The sequence below is a fragment of the Enterocloster lavalensis genome (assembly GCF_046603895.1).
GTDB lineage: Bacteria > Bacillota > Clostridia > Lachnospirales > Lachnospiraceae > Enterocloster > Enterocloster lavalensis.
This window is the reverse complement of the sequence record NZ_CP176637.1, coordinates 5,340,126-5,364,021: the sequence shown is the minus strand read 5'-3', so window position 1 is coordinate 5,364,021 and position 23,896 is coordinate 5,340,126. Positions and strand designations below refer to the sequence as shown.

General features: G+C 55.5%; 23 protein-coding genes. 4 read left to right on the top strand and 19 right to left on the bottom strand.

Annotated elements, in window-relative coordinates; all coding sequences use genetic code 11:
- Positions 1-22: 22 nt before the first annotated feature.
- Positions 23-1,486, top strand: a complete 1,464-nt coding sequence (locus ACK2JC_RS24180) for a GntR family transcriptional regulator (protein ID WP_320938360.1) — start codon at positions 23-25, stop codon at positions 1,484-1,486.
- A gap of 68 nt (positions 1,487-1,554) precedes the next feature.
- Here the strand turns inward: ACK2JC_RS24180 and ACK2JC_RS24175 are convergent, their stop codons facing one another.
- Positions 1,555-2,139 carry a flavodoxin family protein gene (locus ACK2JC_RS24175; RefSeq protein ID WP_320938359.1) on the bottom strand — a complete coding sequence of 195 codons (585 nt, stop codon included), beginning with the start codon at positions 2,137-2,139 and terminating at the stop codon, positions 1,555-1,557.
- Between the two features lie 126 nt (positions 2,140-2,265).
- Between ACK2JC_RS24175 and ACK2JC_RS24170 the strand changes: the two genes are divergently transcribed.
- Complete coding sequence (locus ACK2JC_RS24170; protein WP_320938358.1) at positions 2,266-2,943, top strand: Crp/Fnr family transcriptional regulator; 678 nt, start codon at positions 2,266-2,268, stop codon at positions 2,941-2,943.
- 172 nt (positions 2,944-3,115) lie between these two features.
- Here the strand turns inward: ACK2JC_RS24170 and ltrA are convergent, their stop codons facing one another.
- The 12 genes from ltrA to nagA all read right to left on the bottom strand — a co-directional run bounded on the left by ltrA (position 3,116) and on the right by nagA (position 15,424).
- On the bottom strand, positions 3,116-4,507 hold the full coding sequence (ltrA, locus tag ACK2JC_RS24165) for a group II intron reverse transcriptase/maturase (RefSeq protein ID WP_411337943.1): 1,392 nt from the start codon (positions 4,505-4,507) through the stop codon (positions 3,116-3,118).
- The gene (locus ACK2JC_RS24160) at positions 4,467-4,685 is read right to left on the bottom strand and encodes a hypothetical protein (protein WP_411337816.1); all 219 of its coding nucleotides are present in this window, start codon (positions 4,683-4,685) and stop codon (positions 4,467-4,469) included. The genes ltrA and ACK2JC_RS24160 overlap by 41 nt, the downstream gene beginning before the upstream one ends.
- 277 nt (positions 4,686-4,962) lie before the next feature.
- A complete protein-coding gene (locus ACK2JC_RS24155; RefSeq protein WP_320937979.1) occupies positions 4,963-5,919 on the bottom strand; it encodes a bifunctional riboflavin kinase/FAD synthetase in 957 nt (318 codons plus the stop codon).
- 47 nt (positions 5,920-5,966) lie between these two features.
- Positions 5,967-6,875: a tRNA pseudouridine(55) synthase TruB gene (gene truB, locus ACK2JC_RS24150; protein WP_276951016.1), complete on the bottom strand. Its 909-nt coding sequence runs from the start codon at positions 6,873-6,875 to the stop codon at positions 5,967-5,969.
- 11 nt (positions 6,876-6,886) lie between these two features.
- Positions 6,887-7,861 carry a DHH family phosphoesterase gene (locus ACK2JC_RS24145; protein ID WP_320937980.1) on the bottom strand — a complete coding sequence of 325 codons (975 nt, stop codon included), beginning with the start codon at positions 7,859-7,861 and terminating at the stop codon, positions 6,887-6,889.
- Positions 7,862-7,957: 96 nt separating this feature from the next.
- Positions 7,958-8,365 (bottom strand): 30S ribosome-binding factor RbfA, encoded by a 408-nt coding sequence (gene rbfA, locus ACK2JC_RS24140; RefSeq protein WP_007713846.1) that lies wholly within the window; start codon positions 8,363-8,365, stop codon positions 7,958-7,960.
- 45 nt (positions 8,366-8,410) lie between these two features.
- Positions 8,411-11,788, bottom strand: coding sequence for a translation initiation factor IF-2 (gene infB, locus ACK2JC_RS24135; protein WP_368272054.1), 3,378 nt, complete (start codon positions 11,786-11,788; stop codon positions 8,411-8,413).
- Positions 11,775-12,110 carry a L7Ae/L30e/S12e/Gadd45 family ribosomal protein gene (locus ACK2JC_RS24130; RefSeq protein ID WP_007713851.1) on the bottom strand — a complete coding sequence of 112 codons (336 nt, stop codon included), beginning with the start codon at positions 12,108-12,110 and terminating at the stop codon, positions 11,775-11,777. The genes infB and ACK2JC_RS24130 overlap by 14 nt, the downstream gene beginning before the upstream one ends.
- The gene (rnpM, locus tag ACK2JC_RS24125) at positions 12,100-12,372 is read right to left on the bottom strand and encodes an RNase P modulator RnpM (protein ID WP_024735204.1); all 273 of its coding nucleotides are present in this window, start codon (positions 12,370-12,372) and stop codon (positions 12,100-12,102) included. Before rnpM ends, ACK2JC_RS24130 begins: the two co-directional genes overlap by 11 nt.
- A gap of 29 nt (positions 12,373-12,401) precedes the next feature.
- Positions 12,402-13,565: a transcription termination factor NusA gene (gene nusA, locus ACK2JC_RS24120; protein WP_092371947.1), complete on the bottom strand. Its 1,164-nt coding sequence runs from the start codon at positions 13,563-13,565 to the stop codon at positions 12,402-12,404.
- A gap of 76 nt (positions 13,566-13,641) precedes the next feature.
- A complete protein-coding gene (gene rimP, locus ACK2JC_RS24115) occupies positions 13,642-14,109 on the bottom strand; it encodes a ribosome maturation factor RimP (protein ID WP_320938603.1) in 468 nt (155 codons plus the stop codon).
- 175 nt (positions 14,110-14,284) lie between these two features.
- On the bottom strand, positions 14,285-15,424 hold the full coding sequence (gene nagA / locus ACK2JC_RS24110) for an N-acetylglucosamine-6-phosphate deacetylase (RefSeq protein WP_118756190.1): 1,140 nt from the start codon (positions 15,422-15,424) through the stop codon (positions 14,285-14,287).
- Between the two features lie 354 nt (positions 15,425-15,778).
- Here nagA and ACK2JC_RS24105 point away from each other — a divergent pair, with 354 nt between their 5' ends.
- Together ACK2JC_RS24105 and ACK2JC_RS24100 are read left to right on the top strand one after the other, a co-directional pair.
- Positions 15,779-16,042: a DUF4190 domain-containing protein gene (locus ACK2JC_RS24105; protein ID WP_206196991.1), complete on the top strand. Its 264-nt coding sequence runs from the start codon at positions 15,779-15,781 to the stop codon at positions 16,040-16,042.
- A 21-nt stretch (positions 16,043-16,063) separates the two neighbouring features.
- Positions 16,064-16,552 carry a DUF2752 domain-containing protein gene (locus ACK2JC_RS24100; RefSeq protein WP_320938599.1) on the top strand — a complete coding sequence of 163 codons (489 nt, stop codon included), beginning with the start codon at positions 16,064-16,066 and terminating at the stop codon, positions 16,550-16,552.
- Between the two features lie 33 nt (positions 16,553-16,585).
- Here ACK2JC_RS24100 and hydF read toward each other — a convergent pair whose 3' ends face one another.
- From hydF to ACK2JC_RS24070, 6 genes are all read right to left on the bottom strand, one after another.
- A complete protein-coding gene (hydF, locus tag ACK2JC_RS24095) occupies positions 16,586-17,947 on the bottom strand; it encodes a [FeFe] hydrogenase H-cluster maturation GTPase HydF (protein WP_320938600.1) in 1,362 nt (453 codons plus the stop codon).
- A 16-nt stretch (positions 17,948-17,963) separates the two neighbouring features.
- On the bottom strand, positions 17,964-19,382 hold the full coding sequence (gene hydG / locus ACK2JC_RS24090) for a [FeFe] hydrogenase H-cluster radical SAM maturase HydG (RefSeq protein ID WP_107434889.1): 1,419 nt from the start codon (positions 19,380-19,382) through the stop codon (positions 17,964-17,966).
- Between the two features lie 121 nt (positions 19,383-19,503).
- Complete coding sequence (hydE, locus tag ACK2JC_RS24085) at positions 19,504-20,607, bottom strand: [FeFe] hydrogenase H-cluster radical SAM maturase HydE (protein WP_334309322.1); 1,104 nt, start codon at positions 20,605-20,607, stop codon at positions 19,504-19,506.
- A gap of 227 nt (positions 20,608-20,834) precedes the next feature.
- Positions 20,835-21,095: a TM1266 family iron-only hydrogenase system putative regulator gene (locus tag ACK2JC_RS24080; protein WP_092368198.1), complete on the bottom strand. Its 261-nt coding sequence runs from the start codon at positions 21,093-21,095 to the stop codon at positions 20,835-20,837.
- Between the two features lie 321 nt (positions 21,096-21,416).
- Positions 21,417-22,706 (bottom strand): serine dehydratase subunit alpha family protein, encoded by a 1,290-nt coding sequence (locus ACK2JC_RS24075; protein WP_092368195.1) that lies wholly within the window; start codon positions 22,704-22,706, stop codon positions 21,417-21,419.
- Between the two features lie 250 nt (positions 22,707-22,956).
- A complete protein-coding gene (locus ACK2JC_RS24070) occupies positions 22,957-23,688 on the bottom strand; it encodes a hypothetical protein (protein WP_320938601.1) in 732 nt (243 codons plus the stop codon).
- Between the last annotated feature and the right edge of the window lie 208 nt (positions 23,689-23,896).

Here is a 23,896-nt window from a genome sequence, read left to right as displayed (position 1 = left end):
CCATTCAGACAGGAGGCGCGTGATGAAACCGCAGGAAACAAAGTTTACATTTGTATATAACGAAATTAAGCAGTCCATTCTGGAGGGCCAGATACTTCCCGGAAATGCCCTGCCATCTTCAAGGATGTACTGCGATCAATTTCATGTGAGCAGATATACGATCAACCGTGTCTTTGACGCATTGCGCGAGGAAGGGCTGATCGATATTCAGCCCCGCCTTGCACCGGTCGTTGTCTCAACAAAAGATACATGCAATTCAACAAATACTGTTTTCGAGATTTTAAAACAAAAGGATGGGATTTTACAGGTCTATCAGACTTTTGCCCTGATACTGCCTCCACTTCTGGTTTTTGCTTTGCGGGGCGTTGATGTGGAACTCATGCCCCACTATAAACAGGCTATGAAAGTATTGCGTTCGGGGCATACACCCGGCGGATGGCGCCCTCCTTCCAAATTAGGATATGATCTGTTAAGAATCGGTGGTAATCCCCTGTTGAGCGAACTCTATTCTACATTTGGCCTTTATAATAAGCTCACATTCTTTGCAGAAGATTGCCCTTATTTCTTTGAGCACGTTTCACAGGGGTCTGCATCTGCAACCAATACCATAATCGATCTATTAAAGGGCGATGATCCGCTCACAATGTACCATCAGTTATCAAACATGTATCAAAAACTTGCAGATTCCATTGAAGATACCTTAAATTATCTGTCGGATACCACGCCCAAATGTCCTGAACAAACTGGATTGAAATTTTCATGGAATCCCATGCGCGGCCGGGATTACCATTACTCAAAAATTATTGACGATATGAATCTAAAAATTGGCCTTGGGGAATATTCCGTCGGAATGTTTCTTCCGCATGAAAAGCAGCTGGCCAGTCAATATGACGTCTCTTTATCGACGGTCAGAAAGGCTTTGGCAGAACTCGAACAGAGAGGTTTTGTAAAGAAATTAAATGGGAAAGGCACGATCGTTATAGAGCCGGATCACACGAAACTTCATCAGCTGGCTCTTAATTCCGGATATGTGGAAAAGGCATTGCGTTACATTCATGCCCTACAGTTAATGGTACTGATCATCCGTCCGGCGGCTTTCGCAGCCGCTCCACATTTTACAAGAGCAGAACTGGATGGGTTAGCAGATCGTTTTACCTCTTCCGACTCTATTTACCTGGCGGATATTTTTGAAGCCATCCTGAGACATACCACGTTGGAACCTTTTTATATTATATTATCCGAAACCGGACGTCTGCTCGAATGGGGGCATCATTTTGCTTATTATCCATCCAGGAGACATACGCTTTTCCGTCTCAACAAACAAGTTATTCTGGCGCTTCAGCAACTAATTGAAGGGGATGCAGGTTCCTTTGCAGATGGCATAGCGGATTGTTACCGTTACTATTTAGTGCGTATGAGGAAGCATATATTAGAAAAATATAAGTTTTATAATGCAGCTCATATTCGGATTCCGGAGAAATATTAGCCGGCAAGCTGTCCTCATACGCCGCTTCTTTCAGGGTAGGGTGGTCTTATTTCCGCTCCGCCCGGCGCCTATGAGGCAAAAATCTTCCTTCCAAATTCATATGCCTCATGCAAATGACGGGTCTTGTCAATCTGAGGCCCATCATTTGTATCGCCGCAGCCTCCGGCAAGCAGCATTCCCCGGTCATGGAATCCAATATAATTGACAATCGCATATTGGTAATAGGAGGTCACCTGTTCAAAGGTCCAGAAAAAATTGTCGGCCGCCGTAACCAGCAGCGCGGAATCTTTGACCGGATACCGTTCATAGCGGCCCAGGGGCGGGTCCGTATCTTTTTCCGCAATACAATAAAACCGCTCAATCAATGCCTTGATCCGGGAGGACAAAGTCCAGAAATACAAGGGCGACGCGAATACGACCAGGTCCGCCGCTTTTATTTTCGGCGCCAGCTCATTGAAATCGTCTTTTTGGATACAAGGCTTCCCGTACCGGCAGGCATTACATCCCAGGCAGCCTTTTACCTCCTTTTTTATCAGAGATACCACCTCCACTTGATGGCCGGCTTCCTCCGCTCCGCGCTTAAAAGCGGCAACCAGCTGAGCCGTGTTTCCTTTGGGGCGTCCGCCGCCCTGTATGATCAGAATCTGTTTCATATCCGTTTCCTCCCGTTTTTGATTTGATGCAGCGCCCGCCTTCTCCCTCCGGCAGCAACTCACAATTTGCAGCAGCCCTGATTTTATGCTATGATGAACATATTCTCAGGAAAGGCGGGGCGTTCCATGCTGATTCCACGTTATTATTTTGCTGACGACTACACAGACTTTTATGAATATTTTCTCTCCCACCCCCATGTCCGCAAGCGCTTTCGCAAACACGAATACCTTTGGGCGCCCGGCGAGCCGCTGACCCATGTATACTACATTATTTCCGGTATTGCCCTTACTTCCCTGGAACATGAAGACGGTTTCCGCAAAATCTCGTCCATGCACAGCAAAGGCACCTTATTTCCCGGCTGCCACCAGGTAGAATTTAAGATTGAGCAGTCCATCGTCACCACCGCCTTATCGGAGATGGAAGTTCTCTCCTTTACCAAGGCGGAGATGCTCCACATGTTTTACGACAACCGGGAACTCAGCGTCCGTATGCTGAACTGGTACGCAGCCTACATCAATCTTCTGCTGTACGAGAGCGCGCATCAGGAATACAACAGCACCTTCATCAAGCTGTGTAATCTGCTGTACCTTTTTTCCCAGCACGGCCCCGAGGGGAGCAGCCCTGATATTTACCTGACCCAGGAAAATATCGCAGAAATCCTCACCACCACGAGAGTCCATATCGCAAGAAGCCTTGCGCGCCTGCGCGATGAGAACATCATTATCCCCCACCGCAAGTGGATTGAGCTCTGCGATCCCGACCGGCTGGCGTCCTACTGTTCGCGTGAAACCCTGAAACCCTGAGCGTCTGGATTTCTCAGTTAGAAGTATACTCCAAAAAACGATTTTTTTCTGTATCAGATGTTACAGTTTTCCATGATCTTTTCGCAAAACACAGACAAGCAATCGAGTAGGAGGGAGTGATTAACTCCCGTCCTCTCACACCACCGTGCGTACCGTTCGGTACACGGCGGTTTCAATAGTTGACGTGCACGGACTGATAGGCAGTAGCTAAATCATAAAAGCCTCTGTTTATCAGTCTTTCTTGTGTTAATGCTCTGTTGACCGCTCCCATTCCCGTTACATACCAGTATTTCCTGCGGCTGTTTGCCGCCTGATGTGCAAAATATTCAGGTATCCCGAGTTTTATTAGGTTTCTTTTCCTTGTTTTGGGTAACTTCCATTGTTTCCATATGCACATTCGAATACGGTGATACAGCCATGAGTTTAGTTCGTCTATCCTGTTCTTCATATCCGCAATCCCATAATAATTCAGCCATCCACGCATGAATACTTTTATCTTTTCCAATGAAGGACGTATACTCTGACAAGACCTTCGGGAACTGAGCTCTTTCAGTTTTGTCTTCATCTTCTTCCATGACTTCCCATGAACCCGGACATATATGCCCTTCCCGTTCTTTCCCAATGTGAAGCCAAGAAACTTAAAATTTCGGATTGCAAACACACTTACCACACGACTTTTCTTTTGATTCACTTTCAGTTTCAGTGTTTTCTCCAGATATTTCGTGCTGGATTCCAGTAATCTCTTTGCGGCTCTCTCACTTTTAGCTAACAGCACAATATCGTCTGCATAGCGTACAAATGCCACTCCCCGCTTCTCAAACTCCTGGTCGAACTCGTTCAGATAGATATTTGCCAACAGTGGCGAGATGTTTCCGCCCTGCGGCGATCCTTCTTCGGTTTCCATGACTATACCGTTTTCCATGACACCACTCTTTAAGTATCTCTTAATCCACTGGATTACCCTTTCGTCCTTTATATTCCTTCGCAAGATATTCAGGAGCATTTCGTGGTTAAGTGTATCAAAGTATTTCGACAGGTCTAATGTCACTGCATGGGTATATCCCTGTTCTGCATACTCCTTCACTTTCAGAATGGCGTCTTTTGCGCTTCTCCCCGGTCGATAACCATAGCTGTTTTCCGAGAATGACGGCTCATAGACCGGCATGAGCTGTTGTGTTATGGCTTGCTGGAAAATACGGTCTTTGACGGTTGGAATACCAAGCTTTCGTATTCCACCGTCTGGCTTTGGGATTTCCACTCGTCTTACCGGGTCGGGAGTATATTTCCCCCTTTTGATTCTCCCGATAAGCTCTTTCTGGTTCTCCCGAAGGTATGCTCCGGCTTCCTCCACGGTCATTCCGTCGATTCCCGGTGCTCCCTTGTTTGCCTTTACTCTCTTGAACGCTCTGTTCAGGTTGTCCTTATCCAGTATCTTCTCTAAGAGCTCCGGTTGTGCACTGTCCCGTTCCTTCCATGTCCGACGGAAAGAACGGTGCGCTCTCACATACCCTTCACGTTCCGCGCTATCTCTTTGCGAGCAGCTTTCTCTGTTTTCTGCACCCAATGTTCTTTCCTCCTTTCCCGGTTGTACTAAGGACTCCTATTGATTCGGTCCTTCGCCTCTCGGCTACTATGACCTCGGCTGACTTCTGTACGTTCAGCATTATCTCACGATAATGGTTATCCCTTTCAGGACATATCGTACAGACCTCCCCGGGTACCACACGTTTCTTTCTCTCCATCTATCTGCCACATTTACCATACATGATTCCGTGTAGTTATTGGGCTTCAACTTGTGGGGCAGTCTTACCCTCATGCATAGCCTGATGTGATTTCTGTTCGTCAGACCAGAGATTTGCCCATGGGTTAGTATGTTCCCCATATCCGGCTTCCTTCAGATTCCACCTCACGATGGACACCCTTGCCTTCGGCTATATCCTTCCCACTACCGGGCGGATTCCGGACTTGCACCGGTTAGAAACGTGCGCCGCCGGGCGCACCCGCAAAAGCCGGAACTGATTACTCAGCCCCGGCTTTCGCCATATCCCTATGCTGTTTAAAATACTCAGCCGCCGTCTCCTTATCCCTGCCGATCTGCTCCTTCAGCTCCCCCAGGGAGGCGAAGGTCCGCTCCGGGCGGATAAAGGCCAGCAGCTGCACCTCGATCACATGGCCGTAAATGTTCTGCTCCAGGTCGAATATGAAGGTCTCCACCCCCACCGGATTCTCCCCGTCGATGGTGGGCTTGCGCCCGATATTGGTGACCCCGCGGTAATACCTGCGGTCCACCAGCACCCGGGACACGTAGACCCCGAACCGCGGCAGCAGCTTGATCTCCGGCGGTATCAGGTTGGCGGTGGGAAATCCCAGAACGCTGCCTCCCATGTGGCGGCCGTGAACCACGGTCCCGTGGATGGCGTAGGGTTCCCCCAAAAGCGCGTTGGCCTTCTCCACATTTCCCTTTTCCAGCTCCTCCCTTATGTAGGTGCTGCTGATGTCCCGCCGGTCGTCCCTCTCCTTCTCGATCACGTAGAGCTGGTAGCCGTACTTGCCCGACAGCTCCGTCAGCACCTGGGCGTTGCCGGAACGGCGGTAGCCGAAGCCGCAGTCCGTGCCCACCACAATGGCCCTGGCGTTCATGCGGTTTACCAGGACCTCCCGGACAAATTCCTCCGGCTGCATGTGTTTCGTCTCCTCTGTAAACGGATACTCCACCAGCCAGTCGATGCCCGTCTTTTTCAGATTGTTGCGGCGCTCCAGGTTGGTAGTCAGCACAGGCTGGCGCTGTCCGGTCACCATGACGGCCGGCGTCACGCTGAAGGTGAACACCGCGGTCTCATACCCAAATCCCGCCTTGATCTCCATCATCTTGCGCATCAGCTTCTGATGCCCCCTGTGCCTTCCGTCAAATTTACCCAGCGTCACCACGGTGGGGACATCAATGTGAAATTCTGTGGTATCCGCAATATACTTCATCCCTTATCTCCCTCAGCTTCCTTCTGTATCAGGGTCCGGCGCAGACATTAAGAAAGGAACATCTTCTGGGGTTTGAACCAGCGCTTGTCCGTCCGGTACTCGTATATTCCGATAAAGCGCTGCCCGCTGTCGTACAGGCGGCAGGCCTGTCCTTCCTCCGGCTTCACACTCTCCTGCACCTGGTTTTTAAACAGCGGGTTGCCGTTTCGGGCCAGGTTGTCCGCCTCCGGTTTGGCGTGGATGGCCGGATAGTCCGCCAGCACCTCTTCCACTCCCAGAATATGGGGCTCAATCTGCCCGGCCCTGGCCAAAGCCTCAATCTCGTCCAGCTTCAGGCTGTCCTCCAGCAAAAAGCTTCCCACCCTGGTTCTGGTCAGCTGTTCCATGCAGCCCCCGCAGCCCAGCGCTCTGCCGATATCATAGCAGAGCGTGCGGATGTAGGTGCCCTTGGAGCAGGTGACCGACATCACCACCCGCGGAAGCTCGATGGATTCCACCTGAAGTTCGTAGATCGTGACCGGGCGCGCCTTGCGCTCCACTTCCTTTCCGGCTCTGGCCAGCTCGTAGAGCTTTTTGCCGTCCACCTTCAGAGCGGAGTACATGGGGGGGATCTGGTCATAATCGCCCAGAAAACCCATGACGGCCTCCCGGACCCGCTCTTCGTCCAGGGCCAGCGCCCCGGCCTCGTCCGCAAACACCGTCTCTCCCGTGGTGTCCTGGGTGTCGGTGTCCCGTCCCAGAAGCAGCACGGCCCGGTAGGTCTTGGTCCGGTCCGTCAGCATGTCGCAGAGCTTTGTGGCCGTCCCCAGGCATACCGGAAGCACGCCCTGGGCGGCCGGGTCCAGAGTCCCCGTGTGCCCGATCTTTTTCTGTTTTAAAATGCCGCGGAGCCGGGCCACAACGTCGTGGGACGTGTAACCCGGTTCCTTGTATACGTTTATCAATCCGTTTATCATGGCCTGCTCTCCTACTGCTGGTCAGCCTCAGTATCCGGCGACAGCTGCCTGGAAATATGTATGGCCAGGTTGTTGATCACGTCGTGAATACTGCCGCTCATGGTGCAGCCGGCCGCATGTACATGGCCGCCGCCGCCGAAAAATGTGGCGATCCGGCTCACGTCCACCCTGTCCTGGGAACGCATGCTCACCTTGTACTCCTGAGCGCCCGACTCATACAGGAACAGCGCGCACTCCACGCCCTCGGTCAGCCTCAGCTGGTCGATGATTCCGTCCAGGTCCTTGCTGTCCACGCCGTAGAATTCCATGTCTTTTTTGCGGACCGCGCTGAAAATGCACTTGCCGTCCATAAAGGTCACGCTCTCCAACAGAGCTCTTCCCAGAATCTGGTTCTGCACGTAGGTCTTGCGGTAAAAGCTGTTGTCGATGATGGCGCCGAAATCGATGCCCTTCTCCATCAGCTTGCCCGCGATCTCCATGGTCTTAGCCGAGGTGCAGGAATACTTGAACACTCCGGTGTCGTGGATCAGCCCGGTGTACAGGCACTCGGCTACCGTCCGGTCGATGTACGCCTCGTCCAGCTGGCCGAAGAGCACCTCACAGGTGGAGCTGGCGTCCGCCACCACCAGATTGGCGGAAGCGTAGCGGGTATTGGTCACATGGTGGTCCAGACAGATGCTGTCCCTGGCCCGCTCAAAATAGCAGGAAAATTTTCCCAAACGTCCCATATCCCCGCTGTCCAGGCAAACGCACAGGTCATAGACCCTGTCGTCCGGTTCATGGCGGATCTCGTCGAAGCCTTTGAGGTATGCAAACTTCTCCGCCGCCTCCTCCAGGTAAACCCGGGCGTGAATCCCCGGATATTTATTACCCAGATAATTGTACAGGCCCAGGGTCGATCCCAGACAGTCCCCGTCGGGGCGGATATGACCCAGGATCGCGACGCTCTTCACGCCGTCCAGCATAGATTCCAGTATACGGCTCATAGGCTTTCCTCCTTGCGATAAGCACCGGACGCCTGTGTGTTCAGGCGCTTTGGTGCGGTTAATGTCACTTTGTCCGGAAATGTTGCGACCGCGGAATCAGTCCAACGGCTCGTCGGACTCCGGCTCGTGAGACTCCGGCTCCCCGGCGTGCAGGTCCTTTGTCACCTCGTCGATCAGGTGGGACATATTCACGCCGTACTCGATGGACTGGTCCAGAATGAACTTGATCTGGGGGGTGTTGCGCAGGTTGACCCGTCTGGCCAGCTCCCTGCGCACATACCCCTCGGCGCTCTTTAATCCCTCGATGGTCGCCTTGCCCGCGTCCTCATTTCCCAGAACGCTGATATATGCCTTGCAATACTTGAGATCAGGGGTTACCTCAACGGCAATCACGCTGGTCATGGGGTGAATCCTCGGATCCTTGATTCCGCCCCGGATGATCTCGCTTAACTCCCGCTGTACCTCCATGTTGATTCTCGTATTTTTAATGCTGTTCTTGCGCATAATTTCCCTCTCTTTTCTTCCCGGAGGGCAATCTGTCAGGCGCTACTATCTCGGTACCTCTACCATAGTGTAAGCCTCGATCTCGTCGTCCTCCTGGAGATCGTTAAACTTCTCAAATACCAGACCGCACTCGTAGTTTGCCGCCACTTCCTTCACATCGTCCTTGAAACGCTTTAAGGAAGCCAGCGCTCCGTCGAAGAGCAGCTCGCCCTGACGGGTCACGCGGCACTTGCAGCCGCGGGTAAACTTGCCGTCCAGCACATAGGAACCCGCGATGGTTCCCACGCCGGAAGCCTTGAAGGTCTGGCGCACCACCGCATGGCCGATCACCTGCTCCTCGAATACCGGATCCAGCATGCCCTTCATGGCAGCCTCCACGTCCTCGATGGCCTGGTAAATGACCTTGTACAGGCGTACATCCACTTTCTCGCGCTCCGCCACGGATTTGGCCATGGCATCCGGACGGATGTTGAAGCCGATGATAATGGCGTTGGAAGCGCTGGCCAGGGATACGTCGGACTCGTTGATCGCACCCACGCCGCCGTGGATCACCTTCACCATAACCTCCTCGTTGGAGAGTTTGGTCAGGCTCTGCTTCACAGCCTCCACGGAACCCTGTACGTCCGCTTTGATGATGATGGGCAGCTCCTTGATGTTGCCGGCCTTGATCTGGCTGAACAGATCGTCCAGGGACAGCTTCGCCTTGGTGTCCTCGATCAGCTTGTTCTTACCCTCGGAGATGAAGGTCTCGGCAAAGCTTCTGGCCTCCTTCTCGTTCTCCGTAGCCACGAACACCTCGCCGGCGTTGGGCACGTCGTTAAGGCCCAGAATCTCCACAGGCGTGGAAGGTCCTGCCTCCTTCACCCGGCGTCCCCGGTCGTCCATCATGGCGCGGATCTTGCCGTAGCAGGCGCCAGCCGCGATGGTGTCGCCCACATGCAGGGTGCCCTTCTGCACCAGCACGGTGGCAACCGGACCCTTGCCCTTATCCAGCTCGGCCTCGATCACCAGGCCGCGGCCCTTGCGGTTGGGGTTCGCTTTCAGCTCCATCACATCCGCGGTCAGCAGCACCATCTCAAGCAGATCGGTGATACCTTCCTTAGTATGTGCAGAAACCGGTACAAATATCGTGCTGCCGCCCCAATCCTCGGAAATCAGTTCGTATTCGGACAGCTCCTGTTTTACTTTATCCACATTGGCGCTGGGCTTATCGATCTTGTTGATGGCAACAATGATCTCAACTCCGGCCGCCTTGGCGTGGTTGATAGCCTCCACGGTCTGGGGCATCACGCCGTCGTCCGCCGCAACCACCAGGATCGCGATATCCGTGGACTGGGCGCCGCGCATACGCATTGCGGTAAACGCCTCATGTCCGGGCGTATCCAAAAATGTGATCTTGCGGTCGTTGATCTCGATCACGGAAGCGCCGATGTGCTGGGTGATTCCGCCCGCCTCCCTGGAGGTCACGTTGGTCTCGCGGATAGCGTCGAGCAGGGAGGTTTTACCGTGGTCTACGTGGCCCATTACGCACACAACCGGCGGTCTGGGACTCATGTCCTCAGTGCTCTCATCATCCTCTTTCAGCAGTTCGGCAATCACATCAACCTTTACTTCCTTCTCACACAGGACGTCGAACTCCATGGCGATCTCCTCAGCCTTATCGTAGTCGATTTCCTGGTTTAAGGTCACAATCTGTCCCTTTAAGAACAGCTTCTTCACAATCACGGAGGGCTGCAGCCTCATCTTGTCGGCCAGCTCGCGGATGGTCAGGGTCTCCGGAAGGGTGATGGTCTTAACCTCCTCAACCTTGGCGTCCTCCTTCTTGGGCGTGGGCATAATGAATGCGCCCTTGCCGGTCTTAACCGGCTTCTTTACGTCATCGCGGTCGCGCTTGTCGTAGCGGTCATTCCGATGCGCGTTCTTATTCTGGCGTCCGCTGGTGGGCTTTGCCTGGATCGGCGTGTCGAAGGACGACTTGCCGGCTCCGGGTCTGCGGGTATTGTCTCTGCCCTGCCCTCTGGTATTGCCGGTGGTATCGCGGTCTTTGTCCATACCGCCCTGATAGCCGCCTCCACCGAAGCGGTTGCCCTGGTAGCCGCCGCCCTGAGGACGGTTGCCCTGATAACCTCCGCCCTGGGGACGGTTGCCCTGATAGCCTGTGCCCTGAGGACGGTTACCCTGATAGCCTGTGCCCTGGGGACGGTTGCCCTGATAGCCACCGCCCTGGGGACGGTTGCCCTGATAACCTGTACCCTGGGGACGGTTACCCTGATAGCCTGTGCCCTGGGGACGGTTGCCCTGATAGCCTCCCTGGCCGCGGTTGCCCTGGTAGCCCTCGCCCTGAGGACGATTGCCCTGGTAACCTGTGCCCTGGGGACGGTTGCCCTGATAACCCTCGCGGTTGCCCTGGTAGCCTCCGCCCTGGGGACGGTTGCCTTGGTAACCTCCCTCGCGGTTGCCCTGGTAGCCTCCGCCCTGAGGACGGTTGCCCTGATAACCTCCCTCGCGGTTGCCCTGATAGCCTCCGCCCTGAGGACGGTTACCCTGATAGCCCTCGCCCTGGGGACGGTTGCCCTGATAGCCTCCGCCCTGGGAACGGTTGCCCTGGTAACCCTCACGGTTGCCCTGATAACCTGTGCCCTGGGGACGGTTGCCCTGGTAGCCTCCCTCGCGGTTGCCCTGGTAGCCTCCGCCCTGAGGACGGTTGCCCTGATAGCCTCCCTGGCGGTTGCCGTCGCGGCTGCCCTGGTAGCCTCCCTCGCGGTTGCCGTCACGGTTGCCCTGGTAGCCTCCCTGGCGGTTGCCGTCACGATTGCCCTGGTAACCCTCCTGGCGGTTGCCCTGGTAGCCTTCCTGGCGGGGTCTCATCTCCTGCTGGGACTGCTGAGGCTGGGCCGCGGGCGCCGCCTCGGTCTGAGGACGCGCGGGTGCCGGAGCCGGAGCGGGCGCCGCCTGCTGGGGCTGCACGCTCTGAGCCTGCACTGCCGGGGTCTCGGTTTTCACCGTCTCAGCCTTGGGAGCCGGCTCAGCCGCCTGGGGACGGGCCGGTGCCGCAGCCGGAGCCGCCTGCTGAGGACGCGCGGGCGCTTTCGGCGCCGGGCGCTTGATCTGCTGCTGGGCGTTCTGCGGTCTGAATACAGCGGTCAGTTTCTTCTTGGCCGGCTGTCCCGCGGGCTTCTCAGCCCCCTCGGGCGCTTTTGCAGCCGGAGCCGCCTTGGCCTCCTGGACGGGAGGAGCCGCCTTCTCCTGATGAGCCGGAGCCGCCTCTTTCCTGGGCGAGAGCGCTCTGCGAACCGCGTTCTCCTGCTCGGGCGTCACCTTCGACACCGCGTACATGCTGGACGACGGGTCCGACTGTTTAATCAATTCCAATATTTGTTTACTGGTTTTTCCCAGCTCATTTGCCAATTCATTTACTCTCATTCACACTACCTCCATTTACATTCATTAGTCCTGCCATTGACTTTGCAAACCCGGCATCCTCCACGGATACGGAAGCCCGAAACTCCTTCCCCATGGCATGCCCCAGCTCATCCTTCGTGCCAAACAGATAAATCGGAACCTTATAGTAAGCACACATGTTGGTAAACATCTTCTTTGTATTGTCCGATGCTTCCTCTGATACGATCACCAGATGGGATCTTCCGCTCTTCACTGACTTTTCTGTGGAAAATTCTCCGCTTACCACCTTTCTGGCCCTGGTGGCCAGCCCAATCATGTTTAACAACTTTTTCTTATCGACCAAGCGCTTCCATCTCCTTTTCCAGAGCGTCGTACACCTCTTTTGGAATCGCCATCTTGAAGGAGCGCTCCAGGCCCTTGCTCTTTACGGCCTTTTTCATGCACTCCATGGACGGACAGAGATAAGCGCCGCGGCCGTTCTTTCTCCCGGTGGCGTCCAATAAAATCTCCTCGTCGGCGGTCTTGATCACTCTGATCATTTCTTTTTTGCTCTTCATCTCACCACAGCCAATACACTGTCTGAGCGGAACTTTTTTCATGCTCACCTACATCACTCCTAACCTATCTGGTACCACTACTGCTGGTCTGCGTCCTCCTGGCCGGCTTCACTGTCATAATCCTGGTAGTCATCCTGAATTTCTTCCTCATATGTGTCTTCCGGGGCGTCTCCGTACTGCAGTCCCATCTGCTCGAACAGCCCCATCTCGCGCGCCTGGGTCTCGCTCTTGATGTCGATCTTAAAGCCCGTGAGCCTTGCAGCCAGCCTTGCGTTCTGGCCTTCCTTGCCGATGGCAAGGGACAGCTGGTAATCCGGCACGATCACCTGAGCCTCGCGCTCCTCCTCGTCGGCCACCACGCAGATCACCTTGGCCGGGCTCAAAGCGTTCTCGATCAGGTATGCGGGATTCTCATCCCAGTTGATGATGTCGATCTTCTCGCCGCGCAGCTCATTCACAATGGAATTGACCCTGGAGCCGTTTAAGCCCACGCATGCGCCCACCGGATCCACGTTGGGATCGTTGGACATCACGGCGATCTTGCTTCTGGACCCCGCCTCTCTGGCGATGGCCTTGATCTCCACCGTGCCGTCCCGCACCTCGGCCACCTCGGACTCGAACAGGCGCTTCACCAGATCCGGATGGGTTCTGGAGACGGAAATGCGCGGTCCCTTGGGCGTATCCTTTACCTCAAGAATATATACCTTGACGCGCTCGGTAGGCCGGAAGGTTTCTCCCTTGACCTGCTCGCTCTCGTTTAAGATGGCGTCCACACGTCCCAGGTTGATGCTGACGTTCTTGCCCAGCATACGCTGCACGATTCCCGTCATCACGTCCTTTTCCTTCATATAATATTCCTTGTAAAGCGAAGTGCGCTCTTCCTCGCGAATCTTCTGCAGGATCACGTTCTTGGCATTCTGAGTGGCAATACGCCCGAATTTCTTGGAATCCAGCGGAATCTGCACCGTATCCCCCACCTCGTACTTGGGGTTCATCATCTTGGCGTCCACCAGGCTGATCTGCAGCTGATCGTCCTCCGGAGTCTCCACCACTTCCTTTTCCATATACACGGCGAAATCGCAGGTATCCGGATTGATATTCACCCGGACGTTATCCGCTTTTCCGAAGTGGTTCTTACAGGCAGTGAGCAGGGAGTTTTCAATGGCCTCCAGCAGGGTTTCCTTGCTGATGTTCTTTTCCTTCTCCAGCACTTCCATTGCCTCTAACAGTTCCTTATTCATGTTTATCCTCCTATCCATGTGTCCTACATGTGAAATCACATCATTTTACGGGCGTTCTGGGCTGCCCGCCATACCTCTAAAAATCGAAGGCCAAACGGATCAGGGCGATGTCCGCCCGGTCGAATACCATCTGGCTTCCATCCTCCATATCCAGCGTCACCGTCTGCGCATCATATGCGCTTAACGCGCCGGTGAATTCCTTTTGCTTATCCCGCATGCGGTAAAGACGCACCTCCACGTCCTTGCCCAGGCTGCGGACAAAATCCTTTTCCTTCTTAAGCGGACGTCCCAGTCCCGGGGAGCTGACCTCCAGGATATAGCTCTCGCTGATAAAATCCTCTTTGTCCAGCCAGTCGCCCAGCTTACGGCTGATCACCTCGCAGTCGTCCACCGCGATTCCGCCTTCTTTATCGATATAAGCACGCAGGTACCAGGTACCCGCTTCCTTCACGTACTCCACATCCACCAATTCAAAATGATGTTCTTCCATCAGCGGGAGCAGATAGGCCTCCACTCTGGATTCGTAAGATTCTTTTTTTTCCATCATTTCACCACCTTTCCTTCAAAATCCAGTCCTACACAAGACGAAAGAGTGGACCGCTGTCCACTCTTTATCAGTAATCTACACTAGTTATCATACCTACTATAGCACGGGGGAGGCGCAAATGCAAGCATTTTCTTAAACTTCTCCCCGGGGCCGCGCAGCCCGCCGGGCGCTCCTAGAGCATTTTTGCGCCTCTGCACCAGGTCTGCAGAACCCCATAGTCATCGGCCAGCCGGACCAGGTCCGCGTCAAGCCCTGCGGCGATGCGCCCCTTGCGGTCATCCACACCCAGGCAGCGGGCGGGGTTGATGGTGCAGGAATTCAAAGCCGTGTCAAAGGGCACCATGGCATCCTCCACCAGAATCTTCAATCCACGGTTCAGGAACAGGGTGGATCCCGCGATGGTCTCCGTGCCCTTTAAGCGCGCCAGTCCGTCCTCGCCGATCTCGATGTCATGGCCGCCCAGCTGGTACGCTCCTCCCGGCGGGCAGTGCTTGGCTCTCAGGGAATCGCTGATCATGATGGAGTAATCCCGTCCCTTGGCGGTGAAAAAGTTGTTGAGCGCCGCCAGATGGGAATGGCAGCCGTCGCAGATCACTTCCCCGTAGATGTCCCGCACCCGCAGGGCCGTTCCCACCAGTCCGGGCTTGCGGTGGTGGTAGGGCGTCATGCCGTTGTACACGTGGGTCATGGAGGTCGCGCCGTTGGCGATGCCGAGGAGCGCCTGCTCGTAGGTGGCTGAGGAGTGCCCCATGCTGACCACCACGCCGTTCTGGCTGCAGTACCGGGTCAGGGCGAAGTCCGCATCGTGCTCCGGCGCCAGGGTGATGTACTTGATCATCCCCTCCGCCGCCTCCTGGTAGCGCTTGAACTGCTCCACCGTGGCCTTTGCGATGGCTTCCGGCGGCTGGGCGCCCTTATACTCCATATCCAGATAGGGGCCTTCAAAATGGATTCCCAGCATCTCCGCCCCCTCGTAGCCCTCTCTGGCCACAGCGGCCACATTCGCCACGGCCTTCTCCAGCACATCCGGCATCTGCGTCACAGTGGTGGGAAGGATGGAGGTCACGCCCTCCTCGGGGATGCGGCGCATCCACTCCCGCAATCCCTCCGGCTCCCCGTCGTTGGTGTCAAAATTGTAGGCTCCGTGGGTGTGGATATCGATAAAGCCCGGCACAATCCGGTCATTCCCGCAATCCTCGTCCGCCTGTCTGCTGCCGTAAGGGAGCACCCGCAGAATCTTCCCTTCCTGAATTTCCAGCTGGGCCGCAATAAACTGCCCTGCAATCCAGATCCGTTTACTCTGAATGATCATAGTATGTCCTCTCCGCTTTCTTATATTATTATCGTATGGTTGCCGTCTCAAAATACCGCGGTCTCCCGCTCTGTTTAAGTATAGCATTCCCACATTTTTTTTCAACCCTCCCGGACTATTTCTCTGTTTTTGCGCCAAAATAACCGGGAGCCAAAAACGCGCTCTCTATTTCTGATATTTTCCACAAAACTGACAGATTTATTCCCTGCAAAATGGACTGATTTTGAAAAATGAACCCGGCGCTCTTGACTTGTCCGAACAGCTCCATTATACTAAATATTGTCAATTATTCATGTCGCGGATGGGTATGGTAGGTCATTTGCGATGTAAAAAAGAAAACGGAGGATAAAACTTATGGAGACACAAAGCAGCGGATTATCGATTGCTTCGATGGTTTGCGGAATCTGCGCCCTGGTATTTACCTGCTGCATTCCCTACGTTCCGCAGATTTTAGGCATTCTCGGCGTTATTTTTGCAGGTGTAAGCCTGTCCAAGCACATGGGCGGAAAGGGTATGGCCATCGCCGGTTTAGTGTGCTCTCTGATCGCGCTGGCAATCTATGCAATCGCATTGATCACCGGCTATGCGTTCCTGTCCAGCCTGAGCAGCCTCGGCTGATCATCCCGGCGGATTTGACCGATGAAGCAAAAACACAGCCGATTTAAAAACTGTTTTTACCGTGCGGCCAAATGGGCGGAGCCATCCGTCCTGCCGTTTCCGGAGAAAACACAAAAGGCCTTTTATGCGGCAGCCCTGATCTTCACCGGCTGCTGCGCAATCGGCCTTTTGTTCTTTCATGTGATGGGATACACTGTAGAAACCTTTCTGCCGGGCTGTTATCTCTACCGCCTGACCGGTTATTACTGCCCCGGCTGCGGCGGAACCCGGGCCATCCGCGCGCTGATGCACGGACATGTGCTGTCCGGCCTGCGGATGCACCCCTTTGTGGTTTACACCGTTTTTATGATGTTCTTATTTTTATCCACTTACACTCTGCACTATGTATTTCCCGAACGTTCATTTCCCCGGCTCAGGCTGAGGCCGCTGTATTTCTACGCCGCCATTGCGCTGATCCTGATCAACTGGATTCTGAAAAACATTCTGATCTATCTCGGGTACTGGTCCTGATCCCTGCGGCTGTTCTAGGGTCTGCGGTTTCGTTCACCCCCGCCGGGCGTCAGGACCCACCAGTGCGGCGATGTCCGGAAACGCCTGGACGCTCCGCTGCAAAATCCCCTGCATATACGCGATCAAAATTCCATAATTTGTCATCGGAACCCCCTGGTCCTGGGCGCATTTGAGGCGGTATTTCATCTCCCGCTCATTTAACATGCAGGCGCCGCAGTGTACCACCAGCCTGTAGGGGCTTAAATCGTCGGGAAACGCGGTGCCGGAGGTGAACACAAATTCCGGCTCCGCCCCGGTATACTCCCGGATCCAGCGGGGCAGCTTCACGGTTCCGATGTCCTCGCACTGGCGGTGATGGGTGCAGCCCTCGCAGATCAGCACCGGATCGCCGTCCCCCACCTGCTCCACCGCCCTGGCTCCCGCCGCCGCGGCCGCCAGATTCCCCTTGTAACGGGCAAAGAGGATGGAGAAGGAAGTCAGAAGAACATCCTCCGGCGTCTCCCGCGACACCCTGGCAAAGGCCTGGCTGTCCGTGATCACCAGCTTTGGCTTTTTTCCAAGGCCGGAAAGCGTCTCCTTAAGCTCCGTATCCTTGACCACCACGGCAACGGCCGATGCCTCCAGCACGTCGCGGATGGTCTGCTGCTGGGGCAGGATCAGGCGGCCCTTGGGCGCGGCCGAATCGATGGGAACCACCAGCACGGCCAGATCCATGGGCTCCAGCAGGTCCGCCACGATGCGGCGGCTGTTCTCCTGGGGTTTGCCCAGCTGGGCCAGGCGTTCCTTCAACTCGGCGATGCCCTGGCCGGTGCGGGCGCTGATATAGAGCGGCTGGGTGGCGTCCCAGGGTTGGGAGCCGCCCCAAGGCTGAGGGGCGGAGAGGCCGGGGACGGGGGCTTTTTGTTCGGCTGGTTCCGCCGTTGGCTCCGGAACCGAGCCGCCCGGCTGATTCGCGGCAGACTCCCCGCCTGAGCCGCCTGGCTGATTCGCGGCAGACTTTAGCGTATCCGCCTTGTTGTACGCCACAACCACCGGAATCTGTTTCTGGCGGATGCGCCCGAACAGCTCCAGGTCCTCGGGCCCCGGCCCCGCCGCCGCGTCCACCACCAGCACCGCCACATCGGTTTTGTTCAGTGTCTGATAGCTCTTTTTCACCCGCAGCGCGCCCAGCTCTCCCTCGTCGTCGATGCCCGGTGTGTCGATCAACACCACCGGCCCAAGGGGCAAAAGCTCCATTGCCTTTGACACCGGGTCCGTAGTGGTCCCGCGAACGTCGGATACCACGGCCAGATCCTGACCTGTCACCGCGTTGAGCACGCTGGATTTCCCGGCGTTCCTCTTTCCGAAAAATCCAATGTGCACCCGGTCCGCGCTGGGCGTATCGTTCATTCCCATATAGCCTCTCCTCTCATCAGAACCGGAAATCCCGGATTCCGTTCTCAATCTTGATCAAATTATCACGCACGATCTGCTGTACCTTTTCCTTGGGAATATTCCCAATCTCCTGCTCGATCAGAACCTCGCCGATGCGCCTGGTGTCCTCGGACGCGTAGTCCATCAGGTACTCCTTGAGCGTCATCAGGGCGTTGGGGTGGCAGCAGTTCTGAATCTGCCCGCTCTTGCACAGGGACATGAACCGGTCGCCGGTGCGTCCCTCCCGGTAGCAGGCGGTGCAGAAGCTGGGAATATACCCCATGCCCATGAGCCAGTTCACCACCTGATCCAGGGTGCGGTTGTCGCTGACGTCGAACTGAGCGGAACATTCCTCCTCAGGCTCCGGCTCATAGTAACCGCCCACGCTGGTCTTGGAGCCGCCGCTGATCTGTGAAATCCCCAGGTGCAGCACGCGCTCCCTGGTTTTCTGGCTCTCCCGGGTGGACACGATCATTCCGGTGTAGGGCACGGCAATGCGGATACAGGCCACGATCTTGGCAAAGGTATCGTCGTCGATGCCGTTGTCAAAAGCGTCCGGGTCAATGTCGTCGGCACGGCGGATTCTGGGCACGCTGATGGTGTGGGGGCCCACGCCGAACACGGCCTCCAGGTGCTCCGCATGCATCAAAAGCCCGGCGAACTCATAGCGGTACAGCTCCAGGCCGAACAGCACGCCGCAGCCCACGTCGTCGATGCCGCCGGTCTGGGCACGGTCCATGGCCTCGGTGTGGTAATCGTAGTCGTGTTTGGGGCCGGTGGGGTGAAGCTTCAGATAGCTCTCCTTGTGGTAGGTCTCCTGGAACAGTATGTAGGTGCCGATGCCCGCGTCCTTTAATTTCCGGTAATTCTCCACCGTGGTGGCGGCGATATTCACATTGACCCGGCGGATGGCTCCGTTCTTGTGCTTGATCCCGTAAATGGTGTCAATGGACTCCAGCACGTACTCGATGGGATTGTGGATCGGGTCCTCGCCGGTTTCCAGAGCCAGGCGCTTGTGACCCATGTCCTGAAGGGCGATCACCTCGCGGCGGATCTCCTCCTGGGTCAGCTTCTTTCTGGCGATGTGTTTGTTCTTCGCGTGGTAGGGACAGTAAACGCAGCCGTTGATACAGTAATTGGACAGATACAGCGGCGCGAACATTACGATTCGGTTGCCGTAGAAATCCTTCTTGATCTGCTCGGCCAGGGCGTATATTTCCTGGTTTTTCTCCTCCAGATCGCAGTCCAGCAGCACGATGGCTTCCTTGTGGGTCAGTCCCTTCCTCAGCCTGGCTTTGGCCAGAATCTCGTCGATCAGCGCCGCGTTGTGCTTGTTGGCCTCCCCGTAGGCCAGTGTCTCCAGGACTTCACCGTGGTCGATAAAGTCGTCCGCATGGGGTGATTTGGGATCATACATAATATTTCTTCTCCTTTTCTTTTGAGGTCAGGCTTCCTTCCCCCTCAATGATTGCGGCCCTGCCCCCCCCCCCCCCCCCACCACCCATGACCGATGGGGAAAATGAGGACGTCACTGCCATTTATAGCTCCGAACCTTCCGTTTTGGAATGTCCGGGAGCATCTCCACGGTCAACGGCCACCTCATACCCGATGGAGGACATGGCTTGCCTTAATTGGTCCAGGCACTCGGCGGCTTCGTTTCCCGTACAGATCTTATTATCATAGAGCAGGTATTTCTCCCGCACGTCCCCCGGCGAGAGGTTGGGCATCACCACATTGGCGCCTGCCAGAATTCCCTGCTCCCTGCCCCCCGGCGAGATGGTCCCCAGAGCCGTGGTCGCAGGTAAAAGCACCCGCGGCAGCATAAGCCGCACCAGTCCCAGAAGATACACCGTCAGCTCCAGCGTCCCCGCCGCACAGGCGGCGAAGGGCGTGTCGTGGTGGGGGATAAAGGGGCCGATCCCCACCATTTCCGGCTCAAAATCTCTTAAAAATTCCAAATCATCTAAAATACAGTCCATGGTCTGCCCTGGGGAACCCACCATAAACCCGGCCCCGGTCTGAAAGCCGATGTCCTTTAAATCCCTCAGGCATTCCATGCGCCGCCGGAGGGAAAGCTCCGCCGGGTGCAGTTTCCCATAGTGCCCGTCATTGGCCGTCTCGTGGCGCAGCAGGTACCGGTCCGCTCCTGCCGCGAAGTAAGCCTCATAGCTGGCCCGGTCCTTCTCGCCGATGGAGAGGGTCACCGCGCAGTCGGGATACCCAGCCTTGATGGAGCGGACCAAACCGGTAATGCGCCCGTCGGTGAAATACGGGTCCTCCCCGCCCTGGAGCACAAAGGTCCGAAATCCCAGCTCGTATCCGGCCCGGCAGCACTCCAGAATCTGCTCTTCTGTCAGGCGGTAGCGGGAAGCGCTGCGGTTGTCCCGGCGGATACCGCAATAATAGCAGTTATTTTTACAGTAATTGGTAAATTCGATGAGGCCCCGGATGTAGACCTTGTTGCCAAAAACCCGATGCTGGATTTCCCTGGCCCGGGCAAACAGATAGTCCCGGTGTTCTCCCTCCCGGCACTCCAGGAGACAGGCCAGCTCCGTCCGGGTCAGCTTCTCCCCGGCAGCCAGACGGTCGATGAGGAGGTGGAGGGGTGAGGTGGCTTGGGCTGGGGTGGTGACCTGGCTCAGGGCTGCGGCGGTGGCCCGATTCGGGGACGGCGCAGTGGCCTGGCTCAGGGCCGGAGCGGTGGTCTGGCTCAGGGCCAGGGTGGCGGCCTGGCTCGGGGCCGAAGCGGTGGTCTGGCTCGGGGACGGAGCGGTAGCCTGGCTCGGGGCCGAAGCGGTGGCCTGGCTCAGGACCGGCGCGGTGGTCCGGCTCGGGGCCGCGGCCTGCCCCGGCCTGGTGCTTCGGCCCGTCAAGCCTGCTTCTCCCCGGCTTTGGAGTACAGCGCCTTGGAAGTGATGCCCGGCAGGCGGCCCAGTTTTCCGGACAGGGCGCTGATAGCGTCCTGGGGCGCATCCACCACGATGCTGATGATGTTCATCTTCTTTTTCTCATAGGGAAGCCCCATGCGCCCGATGATATACTGGCTGTACTGGTGGAGAATGGTATTCACCGCTTCCACCGACTCCCTGTTTTCCACAATAATTCCGATTACCGCGATCCTTGTCTCCATCTCTGAATCCCTCCTGTATAGGTATATATTTTCAATCCGAACAGCCGCCTTGCGACAGCCACTACCCCGAAACCGCAAAAAAGGGTACGCCCGAAAGGCGTACCCTGAACAGACACATATCAAATGTGTTATGTACCATATACCGTCGCCTTTCCCGTCAGCTTTGCTTGGGGTCAGTATCATAACTATGAAATTACAACTCCTTTGCCGGAAGAATCTCTTGCGGCGCAGTGTTTGTTATTATGATACGGGATCAGCGCCGGTCTGTCAATCCGGCTTTATTGACTAAAATGTCCGACAATTCTTGTACAATCTGACGAATCAGCAGAGGGATTTGTCCCCCACCATGATGCGGATGATCTCCTCGTTGGTGGCCTTCATACCATCCTTGCCCAGGCGGCCCACATTGGCGATGGTGGCTTCCACGCCCTTGGTCACGATACCGTCGCCGCCGTAGAACTGCTGGCCGCGGACGTACATGTTGTAACCCAGAATTCCGGCGTCCACGGCGGAAGCGATCTTGGCCGCGCAGGAGGCCTTTGCTCCGTCACAGACGATGCCAGACACCACCGCCAGGGCGTTGACCACGGTGTGCACCACCTCGTCGTAACCGCCGCCGCAGAGGTAGGCAATTCCGGCTCCCGCTCCCGCTCCCGCGCTGACAGCGCCGCAGTAGGCGGACAGACGGCCGATCCTGGTTTTCTGGTGGATGGCGGTCAGATTGGATAATGCCAGGGCCCGGTACATTTTATCCGCGCCGGAGTTCAGCTCCTTCGCGTAAACCACCACCGGGATGGAGGCGGTCATACCCTGGTTGCCGCTGCCGGAGTTGATCACCACCGGGAGCTCGCAGCCGTTCATTCTGGCGTCGGAACCGGCGGCGGCCATGGCCTTTGCCCTGGTGCGCACGTCGTCCCCGTAGGTGTCAAGGAGCACCTTGCCGATGTTGGCGCCGTAATTCCCCTTGATGCCCTCCTCGGCGATGGCCATGTTGTAATTCACCTGGCGGTCCAGCAACTCCTTCACGTCCTCCACGTCCATGGTGGTGATAAAGTCCCAGATTCCCTCCATGGTCAGCAGGGTGCGGTCGGTCAGGCCCTCCTCGCTCTCGTCCGCCACCGGAATGTCAAACAGCACCTGGCCGTTCTTCTCCTTGCGCACGATGTTGGTGTGGTAGTTGGCGATGCGCACCAGAGCGCTGTCCCCGCCTTTCCAGAGGGTCACGATGATGTCGAAGGTGATGTTGTTGTCCACATACTCCACGTCAATGGGGGTGTTTTCCATAAATTCACGGATTTTCCCCACCTTGTCGGAATCCACATGGGCAATCACCTCCAACTCCCGGGAGGCGTCGCCTGCCACGATACCGGCCGCCGCCGCCGCGGGGATTCCCTTCAAATGACCGGTATTGGGCACGATAACGGACTTCACGTTTTTGATAATGCTGCCGCTGGCCTGAACCTTCACCCGGTCCGGCATGCCTCCTAAAATATCGCGGGCCACGGCGGCGCCGTAGGCGAGGGCAATGGGCTCCGTACATCCCATGGCGGGCACCAGCTCTTCTTTCAAAATTTGAATATACGCACCGTATCTCACATCTGTCTTCTCCATGTTCATCTCCTGACCTTTCGTACAAATTCGAATCGTTTTGGGTTGAATTGTTGTTGATTTTAGTGTAGCATAGAGGGGATGAGATGTAAATTTTAATGATTTTATGATATCGTTTAATTTTTTTTATAGAAGAGAACGAGGCTGCAATCACCCACAGGCTTTGCAGGCATCCTTATTTATTCACAAAGAAAGAGCGTTGGAATATCATTATTCCAAACGCCCTTTTTATACATTCCAAACTACATTTCACTTAATATTGCAAGGCAGCATTCAAAAGTGCATCGCCAGCTTCGAACTCTTCTTCAGCCTTCTTCTGCGCCTCAGCTGCCGATATGATACCTTCGGACAACTCATAAATATCAGTGGTATCGTTCATCTGTATCGTAATATCCAGCTGATCTACCATCGCAGCGCACCCATTTTTATACCGTTCATGGGCCTGCGCAAACCTGGCAGGCGCCTGAACTTCTGCAAACTGAATAAATAGAGTTTTCATCTCATTCAACACCTGTTTCGCAGCTTCAACATCACCATAGTCTATGCTCTCCACGCGGCCTGAGATATCCGCCAACCGTTTACCAAACTCATCAAAACGATCCAAATACTGCTGCTCCGTCAATACCCCGCTTCCTGCAGCCTGCGCCGTATTGGCGGCATCGGGATTGGTACACGCGCCGCTGGCTGAATCGAAATAATAGGTAACCTGATTTTCAAACAAAGGCTCCATGCGCATCTCGCCTGAAGGATTTAAATAATACCATGACTGATTGTCAAGTATCCATCCCGTTTTCATTAAACCATCAGCATCGAAATAATACCAGTTTCCGCCGATTGCGACCCAGCCGCCGGCAGCATAGGAAGCATCGTCATTCTGATACCGCCAGTTGGCCCCATCCGCCTGCCAGCCGCCCGCATAGGATGTCATAGCCAAAAAACAGGAGCCTAAAGAAGCCGCCAGCAAAACCTTAAAACCCTTTTTCATAGACATATATCCCCCAATCCTTTTTCTTAATCTTAACCCTGTTTTATAAAATATGCAAGACTCTATTCTCCAGAATCTTCCTTTTACTGTCAAACCGGCCTTCTCCCGCACCGCAGAAAGGAGCGAGCCCGAAAGAAGCTTTGTGATAATTTGTTTTCATTTTCCATATTACGTGGTATACTTGACAGGGCATAAATCTCCTTGCTGT